The organism is Pseudomonas parafulva NBRC 16636 = DSM 17004 (genome assembly GCF_000730645.1).
GTDB lineage: Bacteria > Pseudomonadota > Gammaproteobacteria > Pseudomonadales > Pseudomonadaceae > Aquipseudomonas > Aquipseudomonas parafulva.
This window is the reverse complement of sequence record NZ_BBIU01000040.1, coordinates 65690-89846: the sequence shown is the minus strand read 5'-3', so window position 1 is coordinate 89846 and position 24157 is coordinate 65690. Positions and strand designations below refer to the sequence as shown.

Annotated in this window: 24 protein-coding genes; 10 read left to right on the top strand and 14 right to left on the bottom strand. The window is 64.7% G+C overall.

Annotation, left to right across the window (positions count from 1 at the left end; genetic code table 11):
• Positions 1–197: 197 nt before the first annotated feature.
• The 4 genes from PPA02S_RS20820 to PPA02S_RS20805 are packed head-to-tail and all read right to left on the bottom strand — an operon-like array spanning position 198 to position 4956.
• The gene (locus PPA02S_RS20820) at positions 198–1052 is read right to left on the bottom strand and encodes an efflux RND transporter periplasmic adaptor subunit (protein ID WP_028633274.1); all 855 of its coding nucleotides are present in this window, start codon (positions 1050–1052) and stop codon (positions 198–200) included.
• Between the two features lie 10 nt (positions 1053–1062).
• Positions 1063–1263 carry a DUF1656 domain-containing protein gene (locus tag PPA02S_RS20815; RefSeq protein ID WP_028633275.1) on the bottom strand — a complete coding sequence of 67 codons (201 nt, stop codon included), beginning with the start codon at positions 1261–1263 and terminating at the stop codon, positions 1063–1065.
• Positions 1253–3430 (bottom strand): FUSC family protein, encoded by a 2178-nt coding sequence (locus PPA02S_RS20810; protein WP_028633276.1) that lies wholly within the window; start codon positions 3428–3430, stop codon positions 1253–1255. Before PPA02S_RS20810 ends, PPA02S_RS20815 begins: the two co-directional genes overlap by 11 nt.
• Positions 3427–4956 carry an efflux transporter outer membrane subunit gene (locus PPA02S_RS20805; RefSeq protein WP_028633277.1) on the bottom strand — a complete coding sequence of 510 codons (1530 nt, stop codon included), beginning with the start codon at positions 4954–4956 and terminating at the stop codon, positions 3427–3429. Before PPA02S_RS20805 ends, PPA02S_RS20810 begins: the two co-directional genes overlap by 4 nt.
• A gap of 190 nt (positions 4957–5146) precedes the next feature.
• Here PPA02S_RS20805 and PPA02S_RS20800 point away from each other — a divergent pair, with 190 nt between their 5' ends.
• Entirely contained in the window at positions 5147–6094 is a 948-nt protein-coding gene (locus PPA02S_RS20800; RefSeq protein ID WP_028633278.1) for a LysR family transcriptional regulator, read from the top strand.
• A gap of 112 nt (positions 6095–6206) precedes the next feature.
• Positions 6207–7181 (top strand): 2-hydroxyacid dehydrogenase, encoded by a 975-nt coding sequence (locus PPA02S_RS20795; protein ID WP_028633279.1) that lies wholly within the window; start codon positions 6207–6209, stop codon positions 7179–7181.
• Between the two features lie 9 nt (positions 7182–7190).
• On the opposite strand, the gene PPA02S_RS20790 is transcribed toward PPA02S_RS20795, so the two are convergent.
• The gene (locus PPA02S_RS20790; protein ID WP_028633280.1) at positions 7191–8093 is read right to left on the bottom strand and encodes a DMT family transporter; all 903 of its coding nucleotides are present in this window, start codon (positions 8091–8093) and stop codon (positions 7191–7193) included.
• A 307-nt stretch (positions 8094–8400) separates the two neighbouring features.
• On the opposite strand from PPA02S_RS20790, the gene PPA02S_RS20785 reads away from it, so the two are divergent.
• Positions 8401–9276, top strand: coding sequence for a helix-turn-helix domain-containing protein (locus PPA02S_RS20785; RefSeq protein ID WP_028633281.1), 876 nt, complete (start codon positions 8401–8403; stop codon positions 9274–9276).
• A gap of 20 nt (positions 9277–9296) precedes the next feature.
• On the opposite strand, the gene PPA02S_RS20780 is transcribed toward PPA02S_RS20785, so the two are convergent.
• The 6 genes from PPA02S_RS20780 to PPA02S_RS20755 all read right to left on the bottom strand — a co-directional run bounded on the left by PPA02S_RS20780 (position 9297) and on the right by PPA02S_RS20755 (position 15569).
• The gene (locus tag PPA02S_RS20780; protein ID WP_028633282.1) at positions 9297–11687 is read right to left on the bottom strand and encodes a TonB-dependent siderophore receptor; all 2391 of its coding nucleotides are present in this window, start codon (positions 11685–11687) and stop codon (positions 9297–9299) included.
• A gap of 113 nt (positions 11688–11800) precedes the next feature.
• The gene (locus PPA02S_RS20775) at positions 11801–12787 is read right to left on the bottom strand and encodes a FecR family protein (protein WP_028633283.1); all 987 of its coding nucleotides are present in this window, start codon (positions 12785–12787) and stop codon (positions 11801–11803) included.
• Entirely contained in the window at positions 12784–13284 is a 501-nt protein-coding gene (locus PPA02S_RS20770; RefSeq protein ID WP_236404157.1) for an RNA polymerase sigma factor, read from the bottom strand. Before PPA02S_RS20770 ends, PPA02S_RS20775 begins: the two co-directional genes overlap by 4 nt.
• A gap of 79 nt (positions 13285–13363) precedes the next feature.
• The gene (locus PPA02S_RS20765; RefSeq protein ID WP_028633285.1) at positions 13364–13690 is read right to left on the bottom strand and encodes a DUF3325 domain-containing protein; all 327 of its coding nucleotides are present in this window, start codon (positions 13688–13690) and stop codon (positions 13364–13366) included.
• A complete protein-coding gene (locus tag PPA02S_RS20760; RefSeq protein WP_028633286.1) occupies positions 13690–15267 on the bottom strand; it encodes a PepSY-associated TM helix domain-containing protein in 1578 nt (525 codons plus the stop codon). Before PPA02S_RS20760 ends, PPA02S_RS20765 begins: the two co-directional genes overlap by 1 nt.
• Positions 15264–15569: a DUF3649 domain-containing protein gene (locus PPA02S_RS20755; RefSeq protein WP_028633287.1), complete on the bottom strand. Its 306-nt coding sequence runs from the start codon at positions 15567–15569 to the stop codon at positions 15264–15266. Before PPA02S_RS20755 ends, PPA02S_RS20760 begins: the two co-directional genes overlap by 4 nt.
• A gap of 174 nt (positions 15570–15743) precedes the next feature.
• On the opposite strand from PPA02S_RS20755, the gene PPA02S_RS20750 reads away from it, so the two are divergent.
• The 5 genes from PPA02S_RS20750 (at position 15744) to PPA02S_RS20730 (ending at position 20584) form a co-directional block, all read left to right on the top strand.
• Complete coding sequence (locus tag PPA02S_RS20750; protein WP_028633288.1) at positions 15744–16244, top strand: sigma-70 family RNA polymerase sigma factor; 501 nt, start codon at positions 15744–15746, stop codon at positions 16242–16244.
• Positions 16241–17167, top strand: a complete 927-nt coding sequence (locus PPA02S_RS20745; protein ID WP_028633289.1) for a FecR domain-containing protein — start codon at positions 16241–16243, stop codon at positions 17165–17167. Before PPA02S_RS20750 ends, PPA02S_RS20745 begins: the two co-directional genes overlap by 4 nt.
• A gap of 117 nt (positions 17168–17284) precedes the next feature.
• Positions 17285–19609 carry a TonB-dependent Fe(3+) dicitrate receptor FecA gene (gene fecA, locus PPA02S_RS20740; protein ID WP_028633290.1) on the top strand — a complete coding sequence of 775 codons (2325 nt, stop codon included), beginning with the start codon at positions 17285–17287 and terminating at the stop codon, positions 19607–19609.
• Between the two features lie 189 nt (positions 19610–19798).
• On the top strand, positions 19799–20146 hold the full coding sequence (locus PPA02S_RS20735) for an HPF/RaiA family ribosome-associated protein (protein ID WP_028633291.1): 348 nt from the start codon (positions 19799–19801) through the stop codon (positions 20144–20146).
• A 147-nt stretch (positions 20147–20293) separates the two neighbouring features.
• A complete protein-coding gene (locus tag PPA02S_RS20730; RefSeq protein ID WP_028633292.1) occupies positions 20294–20584 on the top strand; it encodes a DUF3509 domain-containing protein in 291 nt (96 codons plus the stop codon).
• 3 nt (positions 20585–20587) lie between these two features.
• Here PPA02S_RS20730 and PPA02S_RS20725 read toward each other — a convergent pair whose 3' ends face one another.
• On the bottom strand, positions 20588–21058 hold the full coding sequence (locus PPA02S_RS20725) for a phosphate-starvation-inducible protein PsiE (protein ID WP_028633293.1): 471 nt from the start codon (positions 21056–21058) through the stop codon (positions 20588–20590).
• Between the two features lie 213 nt (positions 21059–21271).
• Between PPA02S_RS20725 and PPA02S_RS20720 the strand changes: the two genes are divergently transcribed.
• A complete protein-coding gene (locus PPA02S_RS20720) occupies positions 21272–21535 on the top strand; it encodes a YebG family protein (RefSeq protein WP_028633294.1) in 264 nt (87 codons plus the stop codon).
• Positions 21536–21577: 42 nt separating this feature from the next.
• On the opposite strand, the gene PPA02S_RS20715 is transcribed toward PPA02S_RS20720, so the two are convergent.
• Positions 21578–22597: a Leu/Phe/Val dehydrogenase gene (locus PPA02S_RS20715; RefSeq protein ID WP_028633295.1), complete on the bottom strand. Its 1020-nt coding sequence runs from the start codon at positions 22595–22597 to the stop codon at positions 21578–21580.
• A gap of 121 nt (positions 22598–22718) precedes the next feature.
• Between PPA02S_RS20715 and PPA02S_RS20710 the strand changes: the two genes are divergently transcribed.
• The gene (locus PPA02S_RS20710; RefSeq protein ID WP_028633296.1) at positions 22719–23525 is read left to right on the top strand and encodes a transglutaminase family protein; all 807 of its coding nucleotides are present in this window, start codon (positions 22719–22721) and stop codon (positions 23523–23525) included.
• Here the strand turns inward: PPA02S_RS20710 and maiA are convergent.
• A complete protein-coding gene (gene maiA, locus PPA02S_RS20705; RefSeq protein ID WP_028633297.1) occupies positions 23522–24151 on the bottom strand; it encodes a maleylacetoacetate isomerase in 630 nt (209 codons plus the stop codon). The two genes, PPA02S_RS20710 and maiA, sit on opposite strands and share 4 nt — an antisense overlap.
• Positions 24152–24157: the final 6 nt, after the last annotated feature.

Genomic DNA, 24157 nt, shown 5'->3' with positions numbered 1-24157 from the left:
AAACTTAAACTTAAACTTAAACTTAAACTTAAACTTAAACTTAAACTTAAACTTAAACTTAAACTTAAACTTAAACTTAAACTTAAAAAGCGTGGACGAATACACCGTAAGAGCGAAAAGGTGATTAAGCGCCCCCATCGCAAATGGACCATACGCATTATCAAAACCCACCCAGAGAACCTATACGTCGATCAACACTAGAGCGGCGTCACCACCACCGTACACGTAGTCCCCGCCGCCAACAAAACCCCCTCCGGCACACTATCAATCTGAATCCTCACCGGCACCCGCTGCGCCAACCGCACCCAGTTGAACGTCGGGTTCACATCAGCCACCAACTCACGGCTCTGCGGGTTGTCCCGGTCATAGATACCCCGGGCAATACTCTCCACATGCCCCTCCAACCGAGCCCCGCTCATCATCTGCAACTCCGCCGGGTCCCCCACTTTCACATGCGGCAACTTGGTTTCCTCGAAAAACCCATACACCCAGAACGAGTGCTCATCCACTACCGCCATCACCGCTTCCCCCGTACGCGCATAATCCCCCCTGTGCACATTCAGGTTGGTCACGTAGCCATCCACCGTCGCCACGATCTGCGTACGCTTGAGGTTCAGCTCCGCTGCCGCCAACTGCGCCTGGGCATGCTGGTAATCGGCCAGCGCCGAACTGGCGATGTTGCTCGCATCGTCGCGGCTTTCCTTGGAGATGACCAAGTTGTCCATGTCCGCCCGGCGCCTGGCGTTGACCCTGCGCATCTCCCACGTCGCTTTGCGCGAGGCCACCAGCGCCTTGGCCTGGTCGACCGCCACCTGGTAATGCGCCGGGTCGATCTGAATCAGCACATCGCCCTTCTTTACCCGCTGGTTATCCTTGACCGGCACATCCACCACATACCCCGGCACATCGGCAGCGACGTTGATGATGTCGGCACGCACACGGCCATCCCGGGTCCAGGGCGTGGTCATGTAGTGCAGCCACAGCTGGCGACCGATCACCACCGCAGCAGTCAGCACCAACAGAGTGGCGACCAGGCTGAAGAACTTTTTCATTGAAGGTTTCTCACCAATAGAGCGACAGCGCCAAGGCGCCGAACAGGCAGACGAACAGGCTCAGGCGCAACAGCGCCGGGTGCCAGAAGAAACGGTAGCCATCGTGGCTGGCGATGAACCGGTCCAGGCCCCAGGCCAAGCCCAGCGCAAACAGGAACATCAGTGTCAGGGTGGGCATATAGACGCCATGGAAGGCAATTTCACGGGGCATGGTGCACACCTTTGTCCGGGGCCAGCGGTGACAGTGGGTCGAGCAGAGACGAGCGAATGAAGTGCAGGTAGCTCTGCGCGCGGCGCAGCACCGAGGTGTCGAAGTGCCGGGCGAAGGGCTCATCGGTGGCCTGCACGCGCGAAATGGCATGGTCGACCGCCACCAGGGCCCGCTCATGGTTGCTGGCATTGGGCTGCAGGAACAGCCGCGCCAGCGCCCGCCCCATCACCCGGATCGCCTGGCGCCACGGCTGCGATTCGGCATAGGCCGGGTGTACCGGCGCGCGGTCCTGCTCCTTTCGCAGCTCGATGACGGCATGGCCGATTTCCAGCACGGTGAACATCCAGCCCATCAACTGGCTCTGCACCTGCGGCTTGCCGGCAGCAAGGCCGTAGGCCTGGTGCAACAGGTCGCGGGTGCGGCTTTCGAAGGCCGTGCCGATGCCGCGCAGCCGGCCGCTGATGGCGAACAGCACCTGCTCGCGCAGTGCCTGCTCCAGGCGACTCCACAGCCAGCGGCTGTTGGGCGGCAGGATGATCGCCCCGGCGGCGGCGCACACGAACATGCCGATAACCATGGCGATGTAGTCGTTGATGAAGCTGTACGGGTCATACACCGTCAGGTTGTTGGGCACCGAACCGATGGCGAAGAACACCAGCAGGCCGATACCGTAGCCCGCGTAGGCCGGGCGCGACGACAGAAACGCCCCCAGCACGAACACTGGCGCCAATACCATGCACAGCAACGGGAAGCCGTCGATCCAGGGGAAGACGAAGAAGGTTTCAAAGAAGCCCACCACCGCGCCGATGGCCGTGCCGCAGGCCATCTGGAAGGACAGCCGCTTCGGGTTGGGCGATGCGGCAGACAGGCCCACCGTGACCGTAGCGATCAAGGTCATCATGGCCCCGCTGGGCCAGTCGCTCAGCAACCAGTAGCTGCCCAGCAGCAACAGCACCGCCGATGCCCGCAGCCCGGCGGCCAGCGACACCAGCCAACTGGTCTGCGCCACGTAAGGCTCGTCCCACTGCTCGCGCTCGTGCTTGTGCACGGCCAGCGACGCATGGGTTTCGGCGTAGCTGTACATCTCGTCGACGAAGCGGTACAGCAGCTCGAACGCGGTGTGGAAATCCAGCAGGTCCGCTTCACCGGGTTCGGTGGCCAGGTACTCGGCGCGCAGGCTGCGTACCTGGGCCTGCAGGCCCTCCCGGTAGGCCCCCAGCTCCAGGGTCAGGCGCAGCGCGTCGGCGTCGGTCAGGGCACGGTCCACATAGGGCTGCAGCAACTCGACCAAGGTCTGCAGGCCGGGCTCGATGGCGCCGACAATTTGCGAAGGCCCCCGGGCACGCAGGCGTTCGATCAGGCGATGCAAGGCGTTGAAGCGCGTGGTGATGGCCATGAACTCGCTGTTCATGCGCACCAGGCGGCCACTGCGCCGGCGCATGTGGGGGTCCTCGAAAGCGGTGACGTTACGCAGGCTCTCCAGGCCTACCGCCTCGGCAACGAAACGCACGTTGCTGCTTTCAAAACGATCGCGCTGGCTGTCGCCCCGCAACGCCTCCACCACTACAGCGGCGAACACGCCAAAGCGCTGGTAGAGGGCGTTGCGCATGGCGGCGCTGGCGGACTGTGGCAGCACTGCAGCACTGACGAACGTCGACACCAGGATGCCGAGGGCAATCTCCAGCACCCGCCACATGGCCGCCATGAAGGCTTGGTCCGGGTGCTGCAGCACTGGCAGGCCGATCATGGCGGCGGTGTAGCCGGCCAGCACGAACCCGTAAGCCTGGAAGGTGCGGTAGCGCATGGCCCCTGCTGAACACAGGCCCACCCACAGCGCCAGGCTGGGCAGGAACAGCTCGGTGTTCTGCGGGAAGATGGCCATCAGCGTCACCATCATGGCAGAACCTGCCAGGGTGCCCAGCACCCGATAGAAGCTCTTGGCGAACACATGCCCGCTTTGCGGCTGCATGACGATGAACACAGTGATCATGGCCGTGCGCGGCTGCGGCAGCTCCAGGCGCATGGCCAGCCACAGGGTGATGAAGGCCGCCGCCAGCACCTTGAAGATGTACACCCAGGTGACGCCGTCGGTGCGCACCCAGGCAAAAAAGCCTCGTCGCCACTCCAGGCGTTGCAGCCAGCGCAGGGGCAAGCTGGCAGCGCTCATTCTGCACGGCCCCTTCTGGAGTTGAGGATCGCCAGGGTGGCGGGGGTTTTCGGCGCCGCCTGGCGCTGTTCGTCGGGCACATCCCTACCGGCCTGCAGGCCACCGCCCAGGGCGGTAACCAGGTCGGCATGGACAACCAGGCGCGCGGCCTGCACCTGCTGCTGCACCTGCTGCTGGCGGAACAGCAACGTCTGCGCGTTGAGTACGTTCAGGTAGTCGGTGAGGCCGCGCTTGAACGCTACCGTGGCGATGTCGTAGGTTTTCTGCGCAGCCGCCACCGACTCGGCCGCGAAGTGCGCCTGCGCCTCCATCGACTCGCGGCGGATCAGCTGGTCGGAGACACCCTTGAGCGCATCCACCACGTTCTGGTTATAGCGCGCCACAGCCATGTCGTAGCCCGCCGAAGCGGCACCCAGTTGCGCGCGCAAGCGGCCACCGTCGAACACCGGCAAAGTGACGGCGGGGCCAACGGTGTAGTTGAACTTGCGCCCGGTGAGGAACGCCAGCGCGCCACCACCGGTGGCCATGAAGCCCAGGCTGCCTACCAGGTCGACGTTGGGGAAGAAGCCGGCGTGGGCCACGTCGATGCCACGCGCCTGCGCAGCCACCTGCCAGCGGCTGGCAACCACATCAGGCCGCTGGCCGACCAGTTCGGCGGGCAGCGTCGAGGGCAGTTTCAAGGGTGCAGCCAGTGCCAGGCTGGGGCGCTGCAACTGGGCGCCCTCCCCCGGCCCCTTGCCCGCCAGGGCAGCCAGCTGGTTGCGTGCCAGGGCAATGGCTTCGTCGAGGCTGTCGAGCTGGCGATGGGTTTCGGGCAACGGCGCTTCGGCCTGGCTGACCTCGAAGTGGGTGCCGATACCGGCATCCAGGCGGCGTTGGGCCAGGGCCAGAATCTGCTGTTGCTGGGCAAGCTCGGCCTTGACGATGTCGCGCTGGGCAAAGTGCAGGCTCAACTGGATGTAGGCGCGCACCACATTGTGCTGCAGTTCCAGCTGCGCCTGGCGGGCCTCGGCCACGCTCACGTGCACCTGGTCCACCGCCTGCTCGCTGGTGTTGCGCTCCCGCCCCCACAGGTCCAGGGCATAGCTGAGGCCCAGGCCCGCCTGGTTGTCCCAGGTGTTGGCACCCGACAATGCGCCAGGCCCGTAGAATGGGTCTTCGGGCCAGTTGTGGCGCTTGAGTGCAGCCTGGCCATTGCCTTGCAGCTGCTCTGCCGACTCGGCGATGCCGGCCATGGCCCGGGCCTGGCGCACTCGCGCCGCCGCCATGGCCAAGCTTGGGCTACCGGCCAGGGCCAGGGCGATCCAGTGGTCCAGTTGCGGGTCAGCATAGGCATGCCACCATTGCTGGTCGGGCCAGTGGGCGTCGCTAGCGGCTTGCTGTATGGCCTCATCCGTGGTGAGGGTGTTGGCTTGCAGCGTCTTGGTTTGCGGGGCGATGCCCCAGGTTCCGATACAGCCACTCAAACAGAGGGCAAGGGCACAGGCACTGAACGCATGGAGCGTTCTGTTGAGGCGACGCGGCACAGCTGCGGTATCCCGAGGAAAAGGTGGAGGGGCCGCGCAATTCTAGGGGGCGGCCGCACTGGCGATAAGCGCTGTTTCCTGCGAATCTTTGTTACCAAAACAGCGATAATCCGCCTTTGGTCGTAGGCAATTTTCATCTCTTGCGCATGACTTCGTGACACAATTTTGTCCTCTACATCGAGAGTGACCCATGGACACCCTGCAAAACATGCGTGCGTTCAGTTGCGTTGCCCAGCTTGGCAGTTTCACTGCCGCAGCGGGCCAGCTGGATACCACCACCGCGAACGTGTCGCGGGCGGTTTCCAACCTGGAGGCCCACCTGCAAACCCGGCTGCTCAACCGCACCACTCGCCGCATTGCGCTGACCGAAGCCGGCAAGCGCTACCTGATGCGCTGCGAACAGATCCTGGCCTACGTGGAAGAGGCCGAGGCCGAGGCCAGTGACGCCCACGCCCGCCCGGCCGGGCAACTGAAAGTGCATTCGATGACCGGGGTGGGCCAGCACTTCGTGGTGGACGCCATTGCGCGCTATCGCGAGTCGCACCCGGACGTCACCTTCGACCTGACCATGGCCAACCGGGTACCCGACCTGCTCGACGAGGGCTACGACGTGTCCATCGTGCTGGCCACGGAGCTGCCGGACTCTGGCTTCGTGTCGCAACGGCTGGGCATCACCTACAGCATCGTGTGCGCCTCACCCGGGTACATCGCCCGCCACGGCGTGCCGCAAAAGCCCGCGGACCTGCTCAGGCACGCCTGCCTGCGCATGGTCAGCCCGGTGATCCCGCTGGAGAAATGGCTGTTCGACGGCCCGGAGGGCCAGGAGATGGTCAACGTCACCAGTTCGCCGTTCATGGTCAACACCGCCGACGCCATGCGCACGGCCATCCGCAGCGGCATGGGCGTGGGGGTGCTGCCGATCTACTCGGCCATCGAAGGCCTGCGCAACGGCAGCCTGGTGCGCATCCTGCCGGAGTACCGCCTGCAGGAACTGAACCTGTACGCCATCTACCCCTCGCGCCAATACCTGGACGCCAAGATCAAGACCTGGGTGGAATACCTGCGCAACTCCCTCCCCGAAATCCTTGCTGCCCACGAAGCCGACCTGAAAACCCACCAGGTCCTGATCGCCAACTAAAGGCCGCCTCGCGGCCCTCTCCAACCCAATCACGCTTCATCTTGCCGCTTCCAACTTGCAGCTTTCAGCTTGCAGCTTGTAGCTTGTAGCTTTCCGTCCGAAGGGTGTTTCGATGAAAAAGACTGTCCTGGCCTTCAGCCGCATCACGCCAGCAATGGCCGAGCGCCTGCAGCATGACTTCAACGTGATCGTGCCCAACCCCAAGCTCGGCGACATCAGTGCCCAGTTCAACGAAGCGCTGCCTGAAGCCCATGGCCTGATCGGTGTGGGCCGCAAGCTGGGGCGGGCGCAGCTGGAGGGCGCAGGCAAGCTGGAGGTGGTGTCCAGTGTGTCGGTGGGCTACGACAACTACGACCTGGACTATTTCAACGAGCGCGGCATTGCCCTGACCAACACCCCGGATGTATTGACCGAGAGCACCGCCGACCTGGGGTTCTCGCTGGTCATGGGCTGTGCCCGGCGCACCGCTGAACTGGATGCCTGGACCAAGGCCGGCAACTGGCAGGCGACCGTGGGGCCGGCGCAGTTCGGCAGCGACGTGCACGGCAAGACCCTGGGTATCGTCGGCCTGGGCAACATCGGTGCCGCCATTGCCCGCCGCGGCCGGTTCGGTTTCAACATGCAGGTAATCTACGCAGGCAACAGCCGCAAGAGCGCGCTGGAACAGGAACTGGGCGCGCAGTTGCGCAGCCTGGAACAGTTGCTGGCTGAAGCCGATTTTGTCTGCATCGTGGTGCCGTTGTCCGATGCCACCCGCAAGCTGATCGGCGCACGGGAACTGCAGCTGATGAAGCCCAGCGCGTTCCTGATCAACATCGCCCGTGGTCCGGTGGTGGACGAGGCGGCGCTGGTCGAGGCACTGCAAAACGGCACCCTTCGCGGCGCCGGGCTGGATGTGTACGAGAAAGAGCCGCTGGCCGACTCGCCGCTGTTCAAACTGCCCAATGCCCTGACCTTGCCGCACATTGGCTCGGCCACGGCAGAAACCCGCGAAGCCATGGCCAACCGCGCCATCGACAACCTGCGGGCAGCCCTGCTGGGCGAGCGCCCTCAGGACCTGGTGAACCCGCAGGTGTGGAAAGGCTGACCGGCCGTTCTATACCGACCTCGGCACGCCCGGGGCCACCCTGGCCCCGGGCTTGCGAAACACCAGCACATTGCCTGCCATCACCGCCACCAGGCCCAGCAGCGCGGGCGGCGTCCACTGATACCCCTCCACCGCTGCCGACACGTTCAGCGCCACCAGTGGGAACAGCACCGTGCAATAGGCCGCACGTTCCGGCCCCATGCGCCCGACCAGCGTGAGGTAGGCCGTAAAGGCGATCACCGAACCCGGCACCACCAGGTACAGCAACGAACCAATGTACCGCATGCTCCAGTCCAGGGTGAACGGCACGCCGGCCAGCACGCAGAACACCGCCAGCATCCCGGCCCCGTACATCATGCCCCAGGCATTGGTGGTCATCGGCTTGAGCCCGGCCTTCTGCTGCATGCTCGACAACAGGTTGCCTGCCGAGAAGCACAGGGTGCCCAGCAGCGCCAGGCCCAGGCCGTACAGGGTTTCACGGCTGGCGGCATGGTGCGAGAGCTCCGGCCAGAACAACAGCCCCAGGCCGGCTAGCCCCAACGCCCCACCGCCGAGCACATTGGCAGCGATCTTCTGGCCGAAGAACAAGCGGGCGTTGAGCGCGTTCCACAGCGTGGCAGTGGAAAACACCACCGCGATGAGGCCGCTGGCGATCCATTGGCTGGCGCTGAGAAAACAGATGAAGTTGACGCAGAACAGGCACACGCCCTGGGCCAGGCACAGCCAGTGACCACGGCGGTTCATGGCTTGCAGCTTGCCGGTGAGCAACAGCACAGCGAACAGGATCAGCCCGGCGAGGGCAAAGCGGTAGACGATGGATACCGGGATGGCGACCACGCCCAGTTGAAGTTTCAGCGCGATCCAGGTGGTGCCCCAGATCAGGACGGTGAGCAGGTAGAGTGACAGGTTCATCGGGGGCCTCAGGCGGTGGGGATCAATTCGGGGACCGCATTGCGCTGCCTTGCACGAGATCTCAAAGTGGCCGCAATCACTGTGGGAGCGGCTTCAGCCGCGAACACCGGCAAAGCCGGTGCCATACATTGCGCTGCCTGCTTCGCGGGTAAACCCGCTCCCACAGAAGGCGAGAGCAGGGTGATCTCCCAGATGCGAGTTTCATCCGGATAGCCCACTGCGGCTTGCATAAACTTGCGCATTTGTTTCGCAGGTAGCTGTAAGCCTGCCCCAGGCTCAGTAGGATGGCTGGCAAGAGGAATTGCCCATGACCCCACTCGACCAGTTGCACGTGTTCAATGCCATGCATGCCTCGCCCAATGCCCGGCTGGAACTCAGCGCGCACCTGGGTGACGGCCTGGCGGCTGCGCTGTGGCACAACCGCGACGACGCTCGCGACTACCAGGCGCCCAGCCATCACACCTTGTCGTGCTACATCGACGATGGCACCGGCACCTTCCGCCGCCAGCGCCCGGCAGACAAAGGCGCACCGGACAAGCTGTGCATACTCCCGGCCGGGCACGAGTCCAACTGGGTGATCAATGGCACCATTCGTGTCGCCCACCTGTATGTGAGCGAGGCGCAGTACGCCCTGGGCTGTGTGCGCCTGCTCGACCGCGAGCCCCGCGAACTGCAGTTGCAGGAGGCCACCTTCACGGATGACCCGCAGCAGGCCCGGCGATTTCGCCAGCTCATACAGCTGGGTTGGGACGAACCCGCAGAACGCCTGCTGGCCAGCAGCCTTGCACACGAAGTGGTCGACCACGCCCTGCTCAGCCAGGTGGGTGTGCGTGATGGGTTGCGGCTCAAAGGGGGGTTGGCGCCGAACCTGCGGCGCCAACTGATCGACTACATCGAGGCGCACCTGGCCCAGCCACTCACCCTGGGCGAGCTGGCCGTGCGCTGCAACCTGTCCGAATACCATTTCGCGCGCATGTTCCGCACCAGTTTCGGGCTCCCCCCGCACCAGTACCTGCTAGCCCGCCGGCTGCAGCGGGCTTGCCAACTGCTGCGCCTGGGCGGCACGCCACTGGGCGACGTGGCCATGGCCTGCGGCTTTGCCAGCGCCAGCCACTTCACCAACCGCTTCCGCCAGGCGCTGGGGGCGACACCTGGCGAATACCGGCGGGCGTTCAGCCGCTGAACCGAGGCGGCAAGCGCGCCTTAGAACTCCAGCGTGCTGGACACGCTGACCTGCCGGGCATCGCCGAGGGCGACGAAGTACTGGTTGACCGCCGAGCTGTAATACACCTTGTCGAACAGGTTCTTCACGTTCAGTTGCAGGCGCACCTTGTGCTCGTCCAGTTTGGTTTCGTAGCTGGCAAAGGCATCGGCCACGGTGTAGGACGGCAGGTCGAAGGTGTTGGTGGCGTTGCCCGGGCGCTCGCCAACATACCGCGCCCCCGCGCCCACCCGCAGGTTGTCGCCACCGAACAGGTTGCCGAAGTCATACACCGCCGACAGCGAAGCCCCATGCCGGGCCACGTTTTGCAGGCGGTTACCTTCCAGGGCCGGGTCTTTTGTGACCTTGGCGTCGGTGAAGGCGTAGCTGCCGATCAGGCTCCACCGCTCGCTCAACTGGCCGGTGAGGTCGAGCTCGACGCCACGCGAACTGACTTCGCCGGCATTGCTGTACACCGTCTCGCGGGTGGCGGAGTCGAAGTTGGACACCAGCACGTTGCGCTTGGTGATATCGAACAGCGCCAGGGTGCCGGTGATGCGGCCAGGCACATCGAGCTTGGCGCCCAGCTCCCAGGACTTGCCCTCTTCCGGCGCGATTGCTGAGTCCAGCACCACATTGCCGGCCAGCGGCGCGATGGTGGAATTGGGCTTGAACGACTCGCTGTAGCTGCCATAGAACGACAGCTGTTCGTCCACCTTGTAGACGATACCGGCGTGGGGCACCCAGGTCTGGCCGCTGATATCGGTATTGGCCTTAAACGGGCGGCCGCGACCGGCGTACTGGTCGTACTGCTGGAAGCGCCCACCCGCCACCAGGATCCAGTGGTCGTCCAGGTGCAGCGCGTCCTGCAGGAATACCGCGTCGGTGCGCAGCTTGTCGGTCTGGTCGCTGTCGCTGGCGCGCACAGTGGTGCCCTCCACTTCACGCCCATACACCGGGTTCAGGTAGCTGAACACCGACTTGGGGGTCTGGCGGATCAGGTCGGCGCGGTAGATCTTGCGGTCTTCGTGGTCCACGCCAAACAGCAGGTCATGCTGCATGCCGGCCAGTTGCACATTGCCGGCCAGGCTCAGGGTCACGAACTGGTCGCGGCTCATGGCGCCCTGGGTACCGTCGATGCTGCGGGTGAGCGTGCCATTGCGCGTGTTGATGCCGGTGACGCGCACCTGGCTGGCGTCGTAGGTTTCGCGGTTGAAGCTGTAGCCCAGGTGCATCTTCCAGTCGTCGGCGAGCTGGTGGTCCACCTCCAGCCGGTACAGGTCCGAGCGCCCCTCCATGTCATTGAATGGCTCATCCAGGCGCCGTGTGGCCGGGATGTTCAGCGGGCGCCCATCATTGCCGAAGGCCGTGCCGCGGTCGAACGGCGAGAGAAACTCCCGATGTTCGTAGGCCAGCACTACCTGGGTGTCCTCGCCCAACCAGGCCAGCGAAGGCGCTATCAAGGTTTCACGGTGCACGCCGTAGTTGCGCCAGTAGTCTTCGTCTTCATGATCGGCGATCAGGCGGTAGGCGAAGTTGCTGTCACCCAGTGCACCGGTGCTGTCGAAGCCACCGCCACTGCCATTCTTGCCGCTGCCATAGCTGGAGCCGCGCACGGTCAGGGCGTTGTACTGCTCCAGTTGCGGCCGTTTACTGACCACGTTGATCACCCCACCCGGGTCCTGGATGCCATACAGCAGCGAGGCCGGGCCTTTGAGTACTTCCACCCGCTCGGTGCTGGCATTGAGGGCGCGGCCCTGCACCACCGGCATGCCGTCGCGCATGATCGAGCCGTCGCGGTTGTCGCCAAAGCCGCGCTTCATCACGGTGTCTGCCGTGCCACCGAAGTTGTTGCCCTGGGTGATGCCGCTGACATTGGCCAGGGCATCGTCCAGGTTGCGCGGCGCCTGGTCGCGGATGACCTGCGCCGGCACCACGTTGATGGCCTGGGGGATGTCCTGGTTGGGCCCCTGCCCGCGCATGATCGATGCGGTGGCCGGTGGCTGGTAGCTGGTGCTGTCCAGTTGCGAAGTGACGGTGGTGGCCTGGAGGCTGAGGGCACCGGATGTGTCCGGCGCTTCCACGGTGAGCGTGCGTGCGTCCACGCGGCGCCATGCCAGGCCGGCGCTACCGAGCAACTGCTGCAGCGCCTGCTCGGCACTGAACCGGCCTTGCAAGGCCGGTGCCTGTACCGCCGGCAACGCCAAGGTGTAGAGCACGCTTTGGCCGGTGGTGCGGCTGAACGCGTTGAGGGCCTGGGCCAGCGGCTGCGCTGGTTGGGCAAAGGTATAGGCCTGCGACTGCTCAGCGGCGCTGGCCAAGGGGGCGACAGTGAGCGGCGGCAGCACGGCAAGGCCAAGCCAGAGGGGAACGCAACGCGAGGTGAACTTCATGAACGCTGACCTGTGAGAGGGTAATCACTGCGAATGAATCGCACTTCCACTCATTACACGGATGCGGCGAGCGATTACCTCACCCCCACACAACAGTTTTTTTGCGCAGCCGGCTACGGGCGGATCAGGGTCAGGCGCCCTAGCACCGTCTGCCGCTCGAAGCCGACCACCTTGCCGAGGGACTCCAGCGCCATCAGCGGCTCGGCAACCGGGAAGCTGCCACTGACCAGCCGTTGCCCCAGGGCATCGTCGAGCAGCAGGATTCGCCCGGGGTAGTAGCGCCCAAGGTCGTCCAGCACCTGCGCCAGAGGCGCCTGGGAGTAGTTCAGCCAGCCCTCGCGCCAGGCCAGGCGGTTGTCGCTGTTGACCATGACGGTATTGCCGACCTGGCCAGAGGCGTACATCACCTGCTGGTTGGCCGTGAGCTCACGGCCCGCGGCGCCTTGGGCCGGGCTTACCGCCACCCGGCCACTGCGTACCGTCACCTGCGCCCCGGCCCCCTGGTCGCGCACCTCGAATTGGGTACCCAGCACGCGCACCTGCCCCCCTGCGGCGTCGACCAAAAACGGCTCGCCGGTGTGCGTCACCTGGAAGAACGCAGCGCCATGCAGCAACCGCACCCGGCGCTGACCCTGGGCAAACTGCACAGCGATCGCACTGTGGGCATCCAGGGTCACCTGGGACTGGTCGGGCAAGGTGACTTGCCGCACTTGCCCGGCGCTGCTGTAGTCGGCCTGCAAATCCTGAATCCAGTAGCCCGGCTGCCAGCCCCCGGCCATGCCCAACGCCAGCACCAGGCATGCCGCAGCGGCCAGCCCGGCCACCCGACGCCCCCAGGCCCGCCGGTGCACAGGCCGGGCCATGACATCGAGGTAGCCTTGCAAGGCGTGCTGGTCTTCAGCGGCCAGGGCGGCGGCAACAGGCCCACTGTTGTGCCAGGCCGACTGGGCCTGGGCATAGGCCGCAGGGTGCTGTGGGTCGGCCAGCAGCCAGCGCCTGAACGCGGCGCCGTGGGCCTGCGTCGGCTGCTCGTTGATGCGGCCCAGCCACTGCGAGGCGGCCTGGAACTGCGCGTCGGTGATCGGCGGTAGACGGCTCATCGGTGGGCGCTCCCTGGCCGGCGTGGAGTGGACGCGGGCTCGGCAACACTGGCCTTGCACGCTTGCAGGGCGCGCATCATATGCTTTTCCACGGCGCTCTGGGACAGTTGCATGGCGCTGGCGATCTCGCCGTACTTGCAACCATGCACGCGGTTGAGCAGGAAGATCTGCCGGGTGCGTTCGGGCAACGCCCGCAGGGCGGCCTCGATGCGCTGCAGGTCGTGGGCCACTTCCAGGGCCTGTTCGGGGGTTTGGCCGGGACTGTGCTCATCGGCAGGCAACGCGCCTTCCGCTGCACGCTCGCGGCTGCCTTCACTGCGCAGGTGGTCGATGGCCAGGTTGCCGGCGCAGCGCAGCAGGTAGGTATCGAGCGCTTCTACCTTGACTTCGGGCCGCCCCCAGAAGCGCAGGAACAACTCCTGGACCAGGTCTGACGCCGTGGCCCGGCAGCCCACCCGGCGGCTGACCAAGGCCTCCATGCGCGCCCGCTGGGCCATGAAAACCTGGGTGAAGCGCACCCGGCTGCCGAGGGTGTCGGCAACGGGTTGTACCTCATCTTCAGGCTGGGCCACGGCATTAAACGGCGAAAAGGGCCAATAACGGCCCCATCAGCACACTGACAGCGGCCAGCTTCAGCAGCAGGCGGGGCTGGTACGGCAAGACAAACACCCACAAGGTCACCCCCGCCATGATCACCGCCGCCCACTCCACCAAGCCGTAGGCCCAGCCACGCAGGTGCACGCTGAGCACCAGCGACAGCACCAGCAGCAACCAGCCCGCCACCTGCAGGGCCTTCAGTTGCCCGGGGCGCGGCTTGCGCCCCAGCAGGTCGCTGAAGTGTTTTTCCATGGCCAGGCACAGGGCTGCGAAGCCGGCGAAGGCGATCAGTGCATTGCCCAGCATCAGCTTGCCTCCGCAGGTTCGGTGGCCGCATTGCGGGCAGCGCGCGGGGTGCGCTTGGCGGCCACCTTGGGGGTGCGCAGCATCTTGCTGGCCAGCCAGGCCAGGAACACACCGCTGGCTAGCGCCGTGAGGTCAAAGCCGGCCATGGTCCAGTCACCGGTCTGCAGCGAGTTCCCCAGCCCACGCTCGGTGGTAAGGGCGTTGAGCAAGGGCAGCAAAGCGAAGGCCAATGCCCCCAGCGCCAGTTGCTCGGCCCAGGCCCGTCGGCCGCTGCGCAGCACGGCATGCACCAGCGACAGGCCCCAGCTGATGAAGAACACGTTGACCTCCCAATCCCCCCGGCCCTCGAGCGTGGCTGGCAGCAAGCGGTTGGCCCAGAAGAAACTGGCCACTGCCAGCAGCAGGCCACTCATGCTGGCGATGTTGAGCACTTCCACCAGCCGTAATTCCATGGGTAAGTGCGAGCTTTTGGCGTGCTTGAGCTGGCGCTTGCCCAGCCACATCACCAACCCGGTGCCGATCACTGCCGTGCCGGCCAGGCCGAAGAAGAAGTACAGCCAGCGCAGCCACGGGCCGGCGAAGTTGCCCATGTGCAGCCCGGCAAAGCTGAACGCAGTCATCATCGCCCCGCTCTCAGGCTTGCCTTGGCCCAACAGCGCGCCACTGGCGCCGTCGAAGGTCCAGTTGGCGCTGCGCCGGTAGGCGACATGGTCAGCTGCCGATTGGGACAAGGTGACCCGCGCATTGCTGTCGCCCGGGTTTTCCACGCGAATGTTGCCCACCCGGGTGCCCGGCTGCAGCGCCTGCACCTTGGCGTACAGGGCAGGCAGCGGGGTGAGCGGCGCGGCAACCTGGGCGGCGGCCGGTGTTTCATCGCCACCGAACAGGTCATTGAAGTACTTTTCGGTGTCGTTGCCGTAGTGGGCCGTGATGCCCGCTGGCATCACCAGGTACATGAACAGCACCAGGCTGCTGTAGCTGATCATCAGGTGGAACGGCAGCACCAACACGCCAATGGCGTTGTGCCCGTCCAACCACGAGCGCTGGCCTTTGCCTGGGCGGAAGGTGAAGAACTCCTTGAAGATCTTCTTGTGGGTAATGATGCCGGTGACCAGGCCCAGCAGCATGATCAAGGCGCAGAAGGTCGACAGCCAGCGGCCAAACGGGTGCGGCATCTGCAACTGGAAATGGAAGCGGTAGAAGAACTCGCCACCCCGGCTGTCGCGGGCCTCGACGGGCTGGCCGGTCTGGGTATCGAGGGTCTTGCTGACGAAGCCGCGCCGCCCGCCGTTGGGGTCGCGGTAGCCCACACTCAGGGCCGCTTCGCGGTCGCTGGGCATGCGGATGAACCAGGTGCTCGACTGTGCGGCATTTGCCTGCAGGTAACGCTGGGCCATGTCCAGGGCCCGGGCGGGTTCCACGGCATGGCTGCGGATTTCTGGCTGGGTCCAGTGTGTGATTTCGTCTTTGAAATACGTGAGGGTGCCGGTGAGGAAGATGGCAAACAGCAGCCAGCCGAACAGCAGGCCTGTCCAGGTGTGCAACCAGGCCATGGCCTGGCGGAAACCTTCTTTCATGGGGTTTTCATCCCGTAGGCAAGGGCGCTCAGCACACCCATCAATACACCCGGCGCCAGCACCCCCAGCCAGGCTTGCCAGGCCGTGCGGCAGGCGAAGCACCAGATGAAGGCCAGCACGTAGAACACAAACGACACCATCAGCCCGACCAGCGTGGCATCGACCGCGGCGAGGGGTGCCAGCAAGGCGATACAAACGCTGGCCACGGATGCCAACGCATAACCCCCGAGCAGCGCAGCCAGGCTGCGGGAAGCCACGGCCAGGCGGTAGCTGAGCGTGATGCCGGCGGTTTTGCGCGTCATGGCGAGGGTCCGGGTGTTAGCGGGTGAGCAATAATAATGATTTGAATTCTCATAAGCAAAGCTCGTTTGTCGGCCCTCGCCGGCCGCTGTGCACGGCAACGGATTGCACCGCTATCGCAGCACAAATATAATGCGAACAATTATTACTACCAGTCGCGCCTTCGGCGCCGAGGTATGCCGGTGCCAAGCGCGCTCACATCCACCGTCGAAGGCCTGTACAACGCCCATCACAGCTGGCTCACCGCCTGGTTGCGCCGCCGCCTGGGCTGCCCGCACAGCGCCGCCGACCTGGCGCAAGACACCTATGTGCGGCTGCTGCAGGCGCGTGAAGCACCGCAACTGGCCGAGCCACGGGCATTCCTCACTACCGTGGCCAAGCGGGTACTGTGCAACCACTACCGCCGCCAGGAACTTGAACGTGCCTACCTGCAGGCACTGGCGCAGGTGCCTGAAGCGGTAGCGCCAAGCGAAGAGCACAAGGCGATCATTTTCGACACCCTGCTTGAACTCGACCGCCTGCTGGACGGCCTGGCGCCGCTGGTCAGGCAGGCCTTCCTGCTGGCGCAGGTCGATGGCCTGGGCCAGGGCGAGATTGCCCGCAAGCTGGGCATTTCCCTGGCCACGGTCAAACGCTACCTGAGCAAGGCGGCGATGCGCTGCTACTTCGCCCTGTGAACCCGACATTTTCCCGGCAGGTGGCTGAACAGGCCGTGCACTGGCTGGTGGAGTCCCAGGGCGACGCATTCGACCTGTCACAGCAGCGGGCACTGGAGTGCTGGTTGCTGGCAGACGTGGAACATCAGCGGGCCTGGGCACATATCCAGCGGGTCAACCAGCGCATGCGTAGCGTTGCGGCCCCGGTGCTGCACGCCACCCTGCAGGCGCCGCCTTCGCCCGCCCGGCGCCGGGCCATGAAAGCCCTGCTGCTGGCGGCGCTGGCCAGCGCTACCGGCCTGGGCCTGCAGCAGCACAACCCGTTGCCCAGCCTGATGGCGGACTACCGCAGCCCGGTGGGCCAGCGCAGGCGCCTGCCGCTGGCCGATGGCAGTGTTTTGCAGCTCAATACCGGCAGCGCTGCCGATGTGCAGATCGACCTGCAGCAGCGACGGGTGCGGCTGCTGGAGGGCGAGCTGGCGTTACAGGTGGCCAGGCAGGCGCGGCCGCTGCTGTTGCGTACCGCCGAAGGCGACCTTCGCCTGGATAGCGGGCGCTACAACGTGCGCCAGTTCCAAGGCTACAGCCAGGTGGCTGTGTTCGATGGCGTGGCGGATGCCGACGGCCATTTGCTGGTGGCCGGGCAGCAGGCGCGCTTCAGTGGCGCCTGGCACGGGCAGGCCCCGCTCGACCGAAATGTCGGGGCATGGGTGGAAGGCATGCTGGTTGCCTCGCAGATGCGCCTGGCAGACTTCCTGGCTGAGCTGGGGCGCTATCGCCATGGCCAACTGGGCTGTAGTGACCGGATTGCAGACCTGCGCCTCTCCGGCAGTTACCCGTTGAATGACAGCGAGCGCATCCTCGACATGCTCGAGGTGGCGCTGCCTGTGCGGGTGCGCCGGTTTACCCGCTACTGGGTCAAAGTGGAGCCTGCCCTCGGCTGAAGCTGGTCGTGCCCTGTTGGCTGCACAGCAGCCGCAAAAAAATCCCCCATGCAGTGAGCCATTTTCCCAACCTCGCGTGACAGACATGGCAACTCCACTCTTTTCAGGACCCGCCCCATGCTGCTGCGCCCTCGCCCACTCGTTCACGCCATGCTGCTGGCCACCACCCTTGGCCTGGCCGTGCCCGCCGCCCAGGCCGAAAACCGTAGCTACCACATCGCCCCCGGTGCACTCGAAGAAGCCCTCAACCAGTTCGGCCGCGAGAGTGGCGCGCTGATTTCGTTTGGCTCGCACGTGACCGCTGGCCTGCGCACGCAAGGCCTGCAAGGCGAGTACGACATGCGCCAGGGGCTCGACGCGCTGCTGCGCGGCAGCGGCCTGCAGGCCCACCAGGAGGCCGACAACGCCTTCAGCCTGCAACCGGTCGCCACCAGCACCGCCAACGCACCCCTGGAGCTGGGCGCTTCGACGGTGGTGGGTGACTGGCTGGCCGATGCCCGTCAGGACAATGTGTTCGAACACCCAGGCGCGCGGGATGTGGTACGCCGCGAGGACTTCGAACGCAGCGGCGCCACCACGGCCCGTGAGGTGCTCAACCGTATGCCCGGCGTGAACGCACCGGACAACAACGGTACTGGCAGCCACGACCTGGCACTGAACTTCGGCATCCGCGGCTTGAACCCACGCCTGGCTTCGCGCTCGACCGTGCTGATGGACGGCATCCCGGTGCCCTTCGCGCCCTATGGCCAGCCGCAACTGTCGCTCGCGCCGTTGAGCATGGGCAACATGGACGCCGTGGACGTGGTACGCGGTGGCGGGGCCGTACGCTATGGCCCGCAGAACGTCGGGGGCATCGTCAACTTCGTTACCCGCGCGATCCCAGAGCAGGCCACGTTCAAGGCGGCCATGCAGAACCAGATCAGCCCCTCGTCCAGCCACGACGGCTTCAAGAACACGGCCAACCTGCTGGTCGGTGGCACCAACGACAACGGCCTGGGCGGTGCCCTGCTGTACTCCGGCACCCGGGGTGGCGACTGGCGTGAACACAGCGACACGCAGATTGACGACCTGATCGTCAAAGGCAAACTGCAACTGGATGAAGCCAACAGCCTGCATGCAATGGCGCAGTACTACGAGGGCGAGGCCGACATGCCGGGCGGCCTGAGCAAGGCAGCCTTCGACGCCGACCCTTACCAGTCGACGCGCCTGAAAGACCGCTTCTGGGGGCGTCGCACCCTGGTCAACGCAGGGTATGACTACAAGCAGGACGACCGCCAGTTCAGCATCAACAGCTTCTTTACCAACACCCTGCGCAGCGGCTACCTGGACCAAGGCAATTTCGTTTCGCTGTCGCCGCGCGAGTACTGGGTGCGCGGTATCGAAACGCGTTTTTCCCAGGGCCTGGCCCTGGGCGACAGCTGGCATGAGGTGGGCATCGGCTACCGCTACGTGAACGAGGCCGGCCACGAGCTGCGCTACCGCGAACCGGTAAACGGCAGGCTGCCCAGCACCGCCAGCCGTAACGACCGCGACACCCGCGGCAGCACCGAAGCCCACGCCCTGTACCTGGACGACCACATCGACATCGGCCGCTGGACCATCACCCCGGGCATCCGCTACGAAATGATCGATTCGGCCCAGAACAACAACCTCAGCGGCCAACGCTACCAAGGCAGCTACAACACCGCCTTGCCAGCGCTGAACGTGATGTACCACCTCACCGACGCCTGGAACCTGTATGCCAACACCGAAGGCTCGTTCGGCAGCGTGCAGTACAGCCAGATGCCGAACCGGGTCAACAGTGGCGAGGTCAAGCCAGAGAAAGCCCGCACCTGGGAGGTGGGTACCCGCTACGACAGCGGCGACCTGCAGGCTGAGATCGGCGCGTTCCTGATCAATTTCGACAACCAGTACGAAAGCAACCAGACCAATGATTCGGTGATCGCCCGTGGTGAAACCCGTCACCAGGGCATCGAAACCAGCGTCCGCTATGCCCTCGACGGCCTGAGCCCGGCGCTGACCGGCTTCGATGTGCATGCCAGCTACGCTTTCGTCGACGCCACCATCCGCGAGGACGGGCCGAACAAGGGCAACCAGGTGCCGTTCTCGTCCCGGCACAAAGGCAACCTGGGCGTGGGCTACACCCAGGGGCCCTGGCAACTGAACCTGGACGGCAGCTTCCAGAGCGCGCAGTACGCCGACAACGCCAACACCGGCCCTGAAAGCGCCGACGGCAGCACCGGCCGCATCCCGGGGTACGGGGTGGTGAGCACCCGCGCCGGCTACGATTTTGGCGCGCAGCTGGCCAACCTCAAGGTCGCCGTGGGGGTGAAAAACCTGTTCAACCGCGAGTACTACACGCGCTCCTATGACGACAACAACAAGGGCAAGTACGTGGGCGAACCCCGCACCTTGTATGTACAGACGTCGGTTGAGTTCTGAAGCCAGACGGGCGAACGGTGAGACCAGGTAGATGGCAGCAGCGTACTTTGCAACAAGAAATTTATTTTGCCAAAGGGCTTGAATTCGTCATCCAGTTGCCTGACCTTAGAGTCAAGAGGCGCAGAAATTCCAGGGGTCTCAAGGACCTAGGCGCGTCTCCATGCGAGCAAGCTGAATAAGGATTGAATCATGCAAATCCAGGTCAACAGCAGCAACCATTTCGAAAGCAACGCCCGGCTCGACCAGTGGGTACGCAGCACATTGCAAACCTCGCTGGAACGTTACGAAGAAGACCTCACCCGCATCGAGGTCCACCTGCGCGACGAGAACGGCGCCAAGCCCGGACCGCATGACAAACGCTGCCAGATGGAGGCTCGCCCCAAAGGCCACCAGCCGATTTCCGTGACCCACACTGCCACTTCGGTCGACCAGGCAGTCGACGGCGCAGCCACCAAGCTCAGCCACGCCCTGGAACATTTCTACGGCAAGCTGCGCAGCAAGCGCGGCACGCTGGAGCTAGTCGACCCGGAAGCCTGATGGCGTGAATGTGAGGGGGCTGCCCAGTGGCCCCCTTACAACCTGATGACATTGCGTTGTTTTTTTACAGGTACCGATAAACGGTGCTGAACCCGCCCCCTTCCCCGCCAGTCAATTTCTGCATTGTCCCGTTGCAGAAGCACGCTCATGACCAACCCATTTGCCAGCATCAATGACGCATTCAGCCCGCAGTTCCGGGTCAACCTGAGCATCGAGGCGCTTGATGGCAGCATCATGCTGACCCTGTCCGACGACTCGGGCGTGGCGGCCAAGCGGCTGATCAGCAAGGCACAGCGCAACGACCCGGTGCGCCTGCAGCGCGTCATCGACAGCATTCGCCTGGGCCTGGCCATCGACCGCAGCCAGAACCCGATGCAGGTGTTGGCCGCACTGACCCGCGACGGGGCTGCCCAACAGCGCCACGTAGTTGCCAACTGAGGGCTACTTGCCTTCCTCCACATTGCGGCCGTTGGCATCCAGCACCTTGGTGGACGGGTAGCGGTACGACGCGTAGCGCACCACCAGGATGGAAAACGCCAGCAACAAAATGCCCCCGCACAGGTACAGCAGCCCTACGTCCGGCGCCTTGTGGTGCGATACGTCGCCGATCAGCAAGCGGGTGAGCGCGGTGATGGCCACGTAGAGCAGAAAGCGAATGGGCATGTGGTTGGTCTTGAAATAGATCCCCACCATCGCCCCAAGCTCCAGGTAGATGAACAGCAGCAGGATGTCATCGACGCTGATGCCGCCCTTGCCCAGCATGTCCAGAAAGGTCACCACGGCAGCATAGGCCGTGATCGCACCAATGCCGAACAGGGCCAGGTAATGGAACGCCTCCACGCACAGGTTGCCCAGCGAGTCGGCCGAACCATGCAGGCCCTTGCGCAGTTTCTCTGCCCATTTGATGTTCACGATGTTCCATTCCCCGATACGTCTTGAAGGATGATGCGTCACCGGTGTGACGCTTGTGCCATGCAGTTAAAGGGCCAGGCCCTTGCCTTGGAAGGCGGCTGATTGCCGCAGGGCACGCCTGGGGCGCCTGTGAAGAACGGGCTTGCGCGATGCAACCAATGCCATTACTGTATATAGATACAGTAAACCAGCGTAAAGGCATAGAGGTGATGAATGGCCGTCGAAGTGGTGTACCGCAGCAGCCGCGACCCGGAGCGCTTGTTCATGGATAAGGCCGAAGCAGACCGTCACGACAAGATGCTCGAACTGGCGGAGCGCCTGGCCGAGGTGCTGCACAAGGCCGTGCCGTCGTTGACTGAACAGCAGGTGGAAGAAGCCGGCATCTACATGGCGAAAAACCGTGACGTATTCGCCCGTGCTTTCAAGAGCCAGCCTGATGCACTGGCAGAACTGCTCGAAGGCAGCGCCGCGGAATAAGCCAGGCTGCGCCCTGCATTGCAGGGGCAGGCCAACACGCCGTCAGGTATACAGCAAACGCTCCGCCAGCGTTTGCGCAACCCGTGCCGGCGAGCGCTTTTCGGCCTGAGCATGGCCGAATACTTCGGTGAGGCGTGCAGGTATGCGCGCAATATGCGCAGCAATAGCCGCACTGTTCTCGCCTGCATGGGTGAGGGCCACATGGATCAGCCCCCCGGCATTGATGACATAATCTGGCGCATACAGAATACCGCGGGCTTCAAGCTGGTCAGCCACCTGCAGGTTGGTCAGCTGATTGTTTGCCGCCCCCGCCACCGCCGCGCACCGCAGTTGCATCACGCTGTGCCCGTTCAGCACCGGCCCCACCGCACAGGGGGCGAAGATGTCGCACGGGGTGCTGGCCAATGCATCATGGGCCACAGGGTGCGCATCAAGCTGCTCCACCGCCAGGCGCACCCGGCCTGGGTCCAGGTCGCTCACCAGCAGTTCGGCACCTGCCGCATGCAGCTGTTCCGCCAGGGCATAGCCCACATTGCCCAACCCCTGTACCGCCACGCGCAGCCCTTCGAGATTGTAGCTGCCCAGCCGTGCATAGGAGGTGGCCCGGAGCCCGGCAAATACGCCGAGCGCTGCGTGGGGCGACGGGTCGCCACAGGCGGTGGTGCTGGTGACGTAAGGGGTGCCTTGGGCGATGCAGTCCATGTCGAGGGTGGATGTGCCACTGTCCACGGCAACCACGAAGCGCCCCTGCAAGGTATCGATGAAGCGGCCAAGCGCCTGGAACAAGGCGGCGCGGTTTTCCACGTGGGGGTTGCGCATGACCACCGCCTTGCCGCCCCCCACGGGGAGCCCTGCCAGCGCGGCCTTGTAGCTCATGCCCTGGGCCAGTGCGATGGCGTCGGTCATGGCACTTTCATCATCGGCATAGGGCAGGTAGCGGCAACCACCCATGGCAGGGCCCAGCCGCTCGTTGTGGATGGCGACCACGGCTTTCAGGCCTGTCTGTGGGTCATTGAACAGGTGCAGTGACTGGGTACGGGTGCTTTGCATCAGCGCGAACATCGGCATGGCCCCCATGAAGTGCTGCAGTCAGTATAGGCACCTGCAGCGCACCCGGCGGCTCACCGGACCACTGGACTAAACCCTCCGTGCGGCCAATACTCAAGCGTGTGTGGAGAAGCCCATGAAGCCACGTCAAGCCTGCCTGGCCTGCCTCGACCGCCAACCGGTCGCCCTGCTGGAAGCCGCCCTGTGGATTGCCGCCGAGCATGACCCCGGCGTCGAGCCGGGCGCTGGCCTGGCCACAGTCCAGGGCCTGCAATTTGAAATCAGCAGCCATTTGCCGATGCTGCCCGTCAACGAGTTGGCCCAGCCCTTGTTGCGTCAGCTCGCTGCCCTTGGCTTCCAGCAGGATGAGTACCTGCCGCTGCGCCCCCATGCCGCCCTGATGAACCAAGTACTGCAGCGCCGCAGGGGCCAACCCCTTACCCTGGCCTTGCTCGCCCTGGAGCTTGCGCAGCGTTTGTCCATTCCGCTGGAGGGGGTGAGCTTCCCTGGCCATTTTCTGCTGCGGGTGCCTGGCGCCGACCACCTGCTCGACCCCTGCGGCGGCAGACGCCTGTACCCCAACGACTGCCGTGAGCTGTTGATACGCCAATACGGCCCCGGCGTGACGCTGTCGGGTGAGCACCTGTTGGTGGCCAGCCCGATGCAGATGCTGCAACGCCTGTCACGCAACCTGCGACAACTGCACGCCAGCAACGATGCTCCGCTGGCGGCGTTGATCGATGCCGAGCGGGTGATGCAAATGGGGCCGGTGCAGGTGGGTGATTACCTTGCCCGGGCCAATTTGTATCAGGTACTCGATTGCCCGCAAGCCGAACGCTTCGATCTTGAACGGGCCATGCTGCTGACCGAGGACCCTGTTCAGCAATTGACGCTCAGCAAACGCCTGGCTCAGTTACCCAGCGGCAAGCGCTCCATCCACTAGACAGGGGCATCAGGCTGGCGCGACGGGTGTGCCTGCTGAAATGCCGGATGCTGCCCGGCCAGCGCAGCCACCCGACGGATACGCGGATACCGCGACAGGTCAACGGCAAAGCGTTCGGCCGCATAAAGCTGCGGAATCAGGTACACATCCGCCATACCCGGTGCGGTCCCGAAGCAGTAGCCGTGGTCACTGATCAGTTGCTCGACGGCAGCCAGGCCCTGAGTGACCCAATGCCCAACCCACTGGTTGACCTGTACCTCCCCGTGCCCGGCCTCGCGCAGCCGGTTGAGCACAGCAACGTTGTGCAGCGGATGAACATCGCAGCCGATGATTGCGGCCACCCCACGCACCCTGGCGCGCGCCGCAGCATCAGCCGGGAGCAACGCGGGATCGGGGTAGGCTTCCTCCAGGTATTCGATGATTGCAGGCGACTGCACCAGCAGTTCACCCTGATCGGTGCGCAGCGCCGGCACCCGCCCCTGCGGGTTGAGCGCAAGGTACCCGGCGCCCCGCTGCTGGCCCTGCAACAGGTTGACCGGCACCGCCTGCCAGCCCAGCCCCTTGAGCCCCAGCGCGATGCGTACCCGGTAGGACGAGGTGGAACGGTAGTAGGTATACAGCTCCATGCCTCT

Excerpts from the sequence above, each read along its gene's own strand:
- PPA02S_RS20820 (WP_028633274.1), bottom strand. The coding sequence starts at position 1,052 with ATGAAAAAGTTCTTCAGCCTGGTCGCCACTCTGTTGGTGCTGACTGCT.
- PPA02S_RS20815 (WP_028633275.1), bottom strand. The coding sequence starts at position 1,263 with ATGCCCCGTGAAATTGCCTTCCATGGCGTCTATATGCCCACCCTGACA.
- PPA02S_RS20810 (WP_028633276.1), bottom strand. The coding sequence starts at position 3,430 with ATGAGCGCTGCCAGCTTGCCCCTGCGCTGGCTGCAACGCCTGGAGTGG.
- PPA02S_RS20800 (WP_028633278.1), top strand. The coding sequence starts at position 5,147 with ATGGACACCCTGCAAAACATGCGTGCGTTCAGTTGCGTTGCCCAGCTT.
- PPA02S_RS20795 (WP_028633279.1), top strand. The coding sequence starts at position 6,207 with ATGAAAAAGACTGTCCTGGCCTTCAGCCGCATCACGCCAGCAATGGCC.
- PPA02S_RS20790 (WP_028633280.1), bottom strand. The coding sequence starts at position 8,093 with ATGAACCTGTCACTCTACCTGCTCACCGTCCTGATCTGGGGCACCACC.
- PPA02S_RS20785 (WP_028633281.1), top strand. The coding sequence starts at position 8,401 with ATGACCCCACTCGACCAGTTGCACGTGTTCAATGCCATGCATGCCTCG.
- PPA02S_RS20780 (WP_028633282.1), bottom strand. The coding sequence starts at position 11,687 with ATGAAGTTCACCTCGCGTTGCGTTCCCCTCTGGCTTGGCCTTGCCGTG.
- PPA02S_RS20775 (WP_028633283.1), bottom strand. The coding sequence starts at position 12,787 with ATGAGCCGTCTACCGCCGATCACCGACGCGCAGTTCCAGGCCGCCTCG.
- PPA02S_RS20770 (WP_236404157.1), bottom strand. The coding sequence starts at position 13,284 with ATGGCCCAGCGGGCGCGCATGGAGGCCTTGGTCAGCCGCCGGGTGGGC.
- PPA02S_RS20765 (WP_028633285.1), bottom strand. The coding sequence starts at position 13,690 with ATGCTGGGCAATGCACTGATCGCCTTCGCCGGCTTCGCAGCCCTGTGC.
- PPA02S_RS20760 (WP_028633286.1), bottom strand. The coding sequence starts at position 15,267 with ATGAAAGAAGGTTTCCGCCAGGCCATGGCCTGGTTGCACACCTGGACA.
- PPA02S_RS20755 (WP_028633287.1), bottom strand. The coding sequence starts at position 15,569 with ATGACGCGCAAAACCGCCGGCATCACGCTCAGCTACCGCCTGGCCGTG.
- PPA02S_RS20750 (WP_028633288.1), top strand. The coding sequence starts at position 15,744 with ATGCCGGTGCCAAGCGCGCTCACATCCACCGTCGAAGGCCTGTACAAC.
- fecA (WP_028633290.1), top strand. The coding sequence starts at position 17,285 with ATGCTGCTGCGCCCTCGCCCACTCGTTCACGCCATGCTGCTGGCCACC.
- PPA02S_RS20735 (WP_028633291.1), top strand. The coding sequence starts at position 19,799 with ATGCAAATCCAGGTCAACAGCAGCAACCATTTCGAAAGCAACGCCCGG.
- PPA02S_RS20730 (WP_028633292.1), top strand. The coding sequence starts at position 20,294 with ATGACCAACCCATTTGCCAGCATCAATGACGCATTCAGCCCGCAGTTC.
- PPA02S_RS20720 (WP_028633294.1), top strand. The coding sequence starts at position 21,272 with ATGGCCGTCGAAGTGGTGTACCGCAGCAGCCGCGACCCGGAGCGCTTG.
- PPA02S_RS20715 (WP_028633295.1), bottom strand. The coding sequence starts at position 22,597 with ATGTTCGCGCTGATGCAAAGCACCCGTACCCAGTCACTGCACCTGTTC.
- PPA02S_RS20710 (WP_028633296.1), top strand. The coding sequence starts at position 22,719 with ATGAAGCCACGTCAAGCCTGCCTGGCCTGCCTCGACCGCCAACCGGTC.
- maiA (WP_028633297.1), bottom strand. The coding sequence starts at position 24,151 with ATGGAGCTGTATACCTACTACCGTTCCACCTCGTCCTACCGGGTACGC.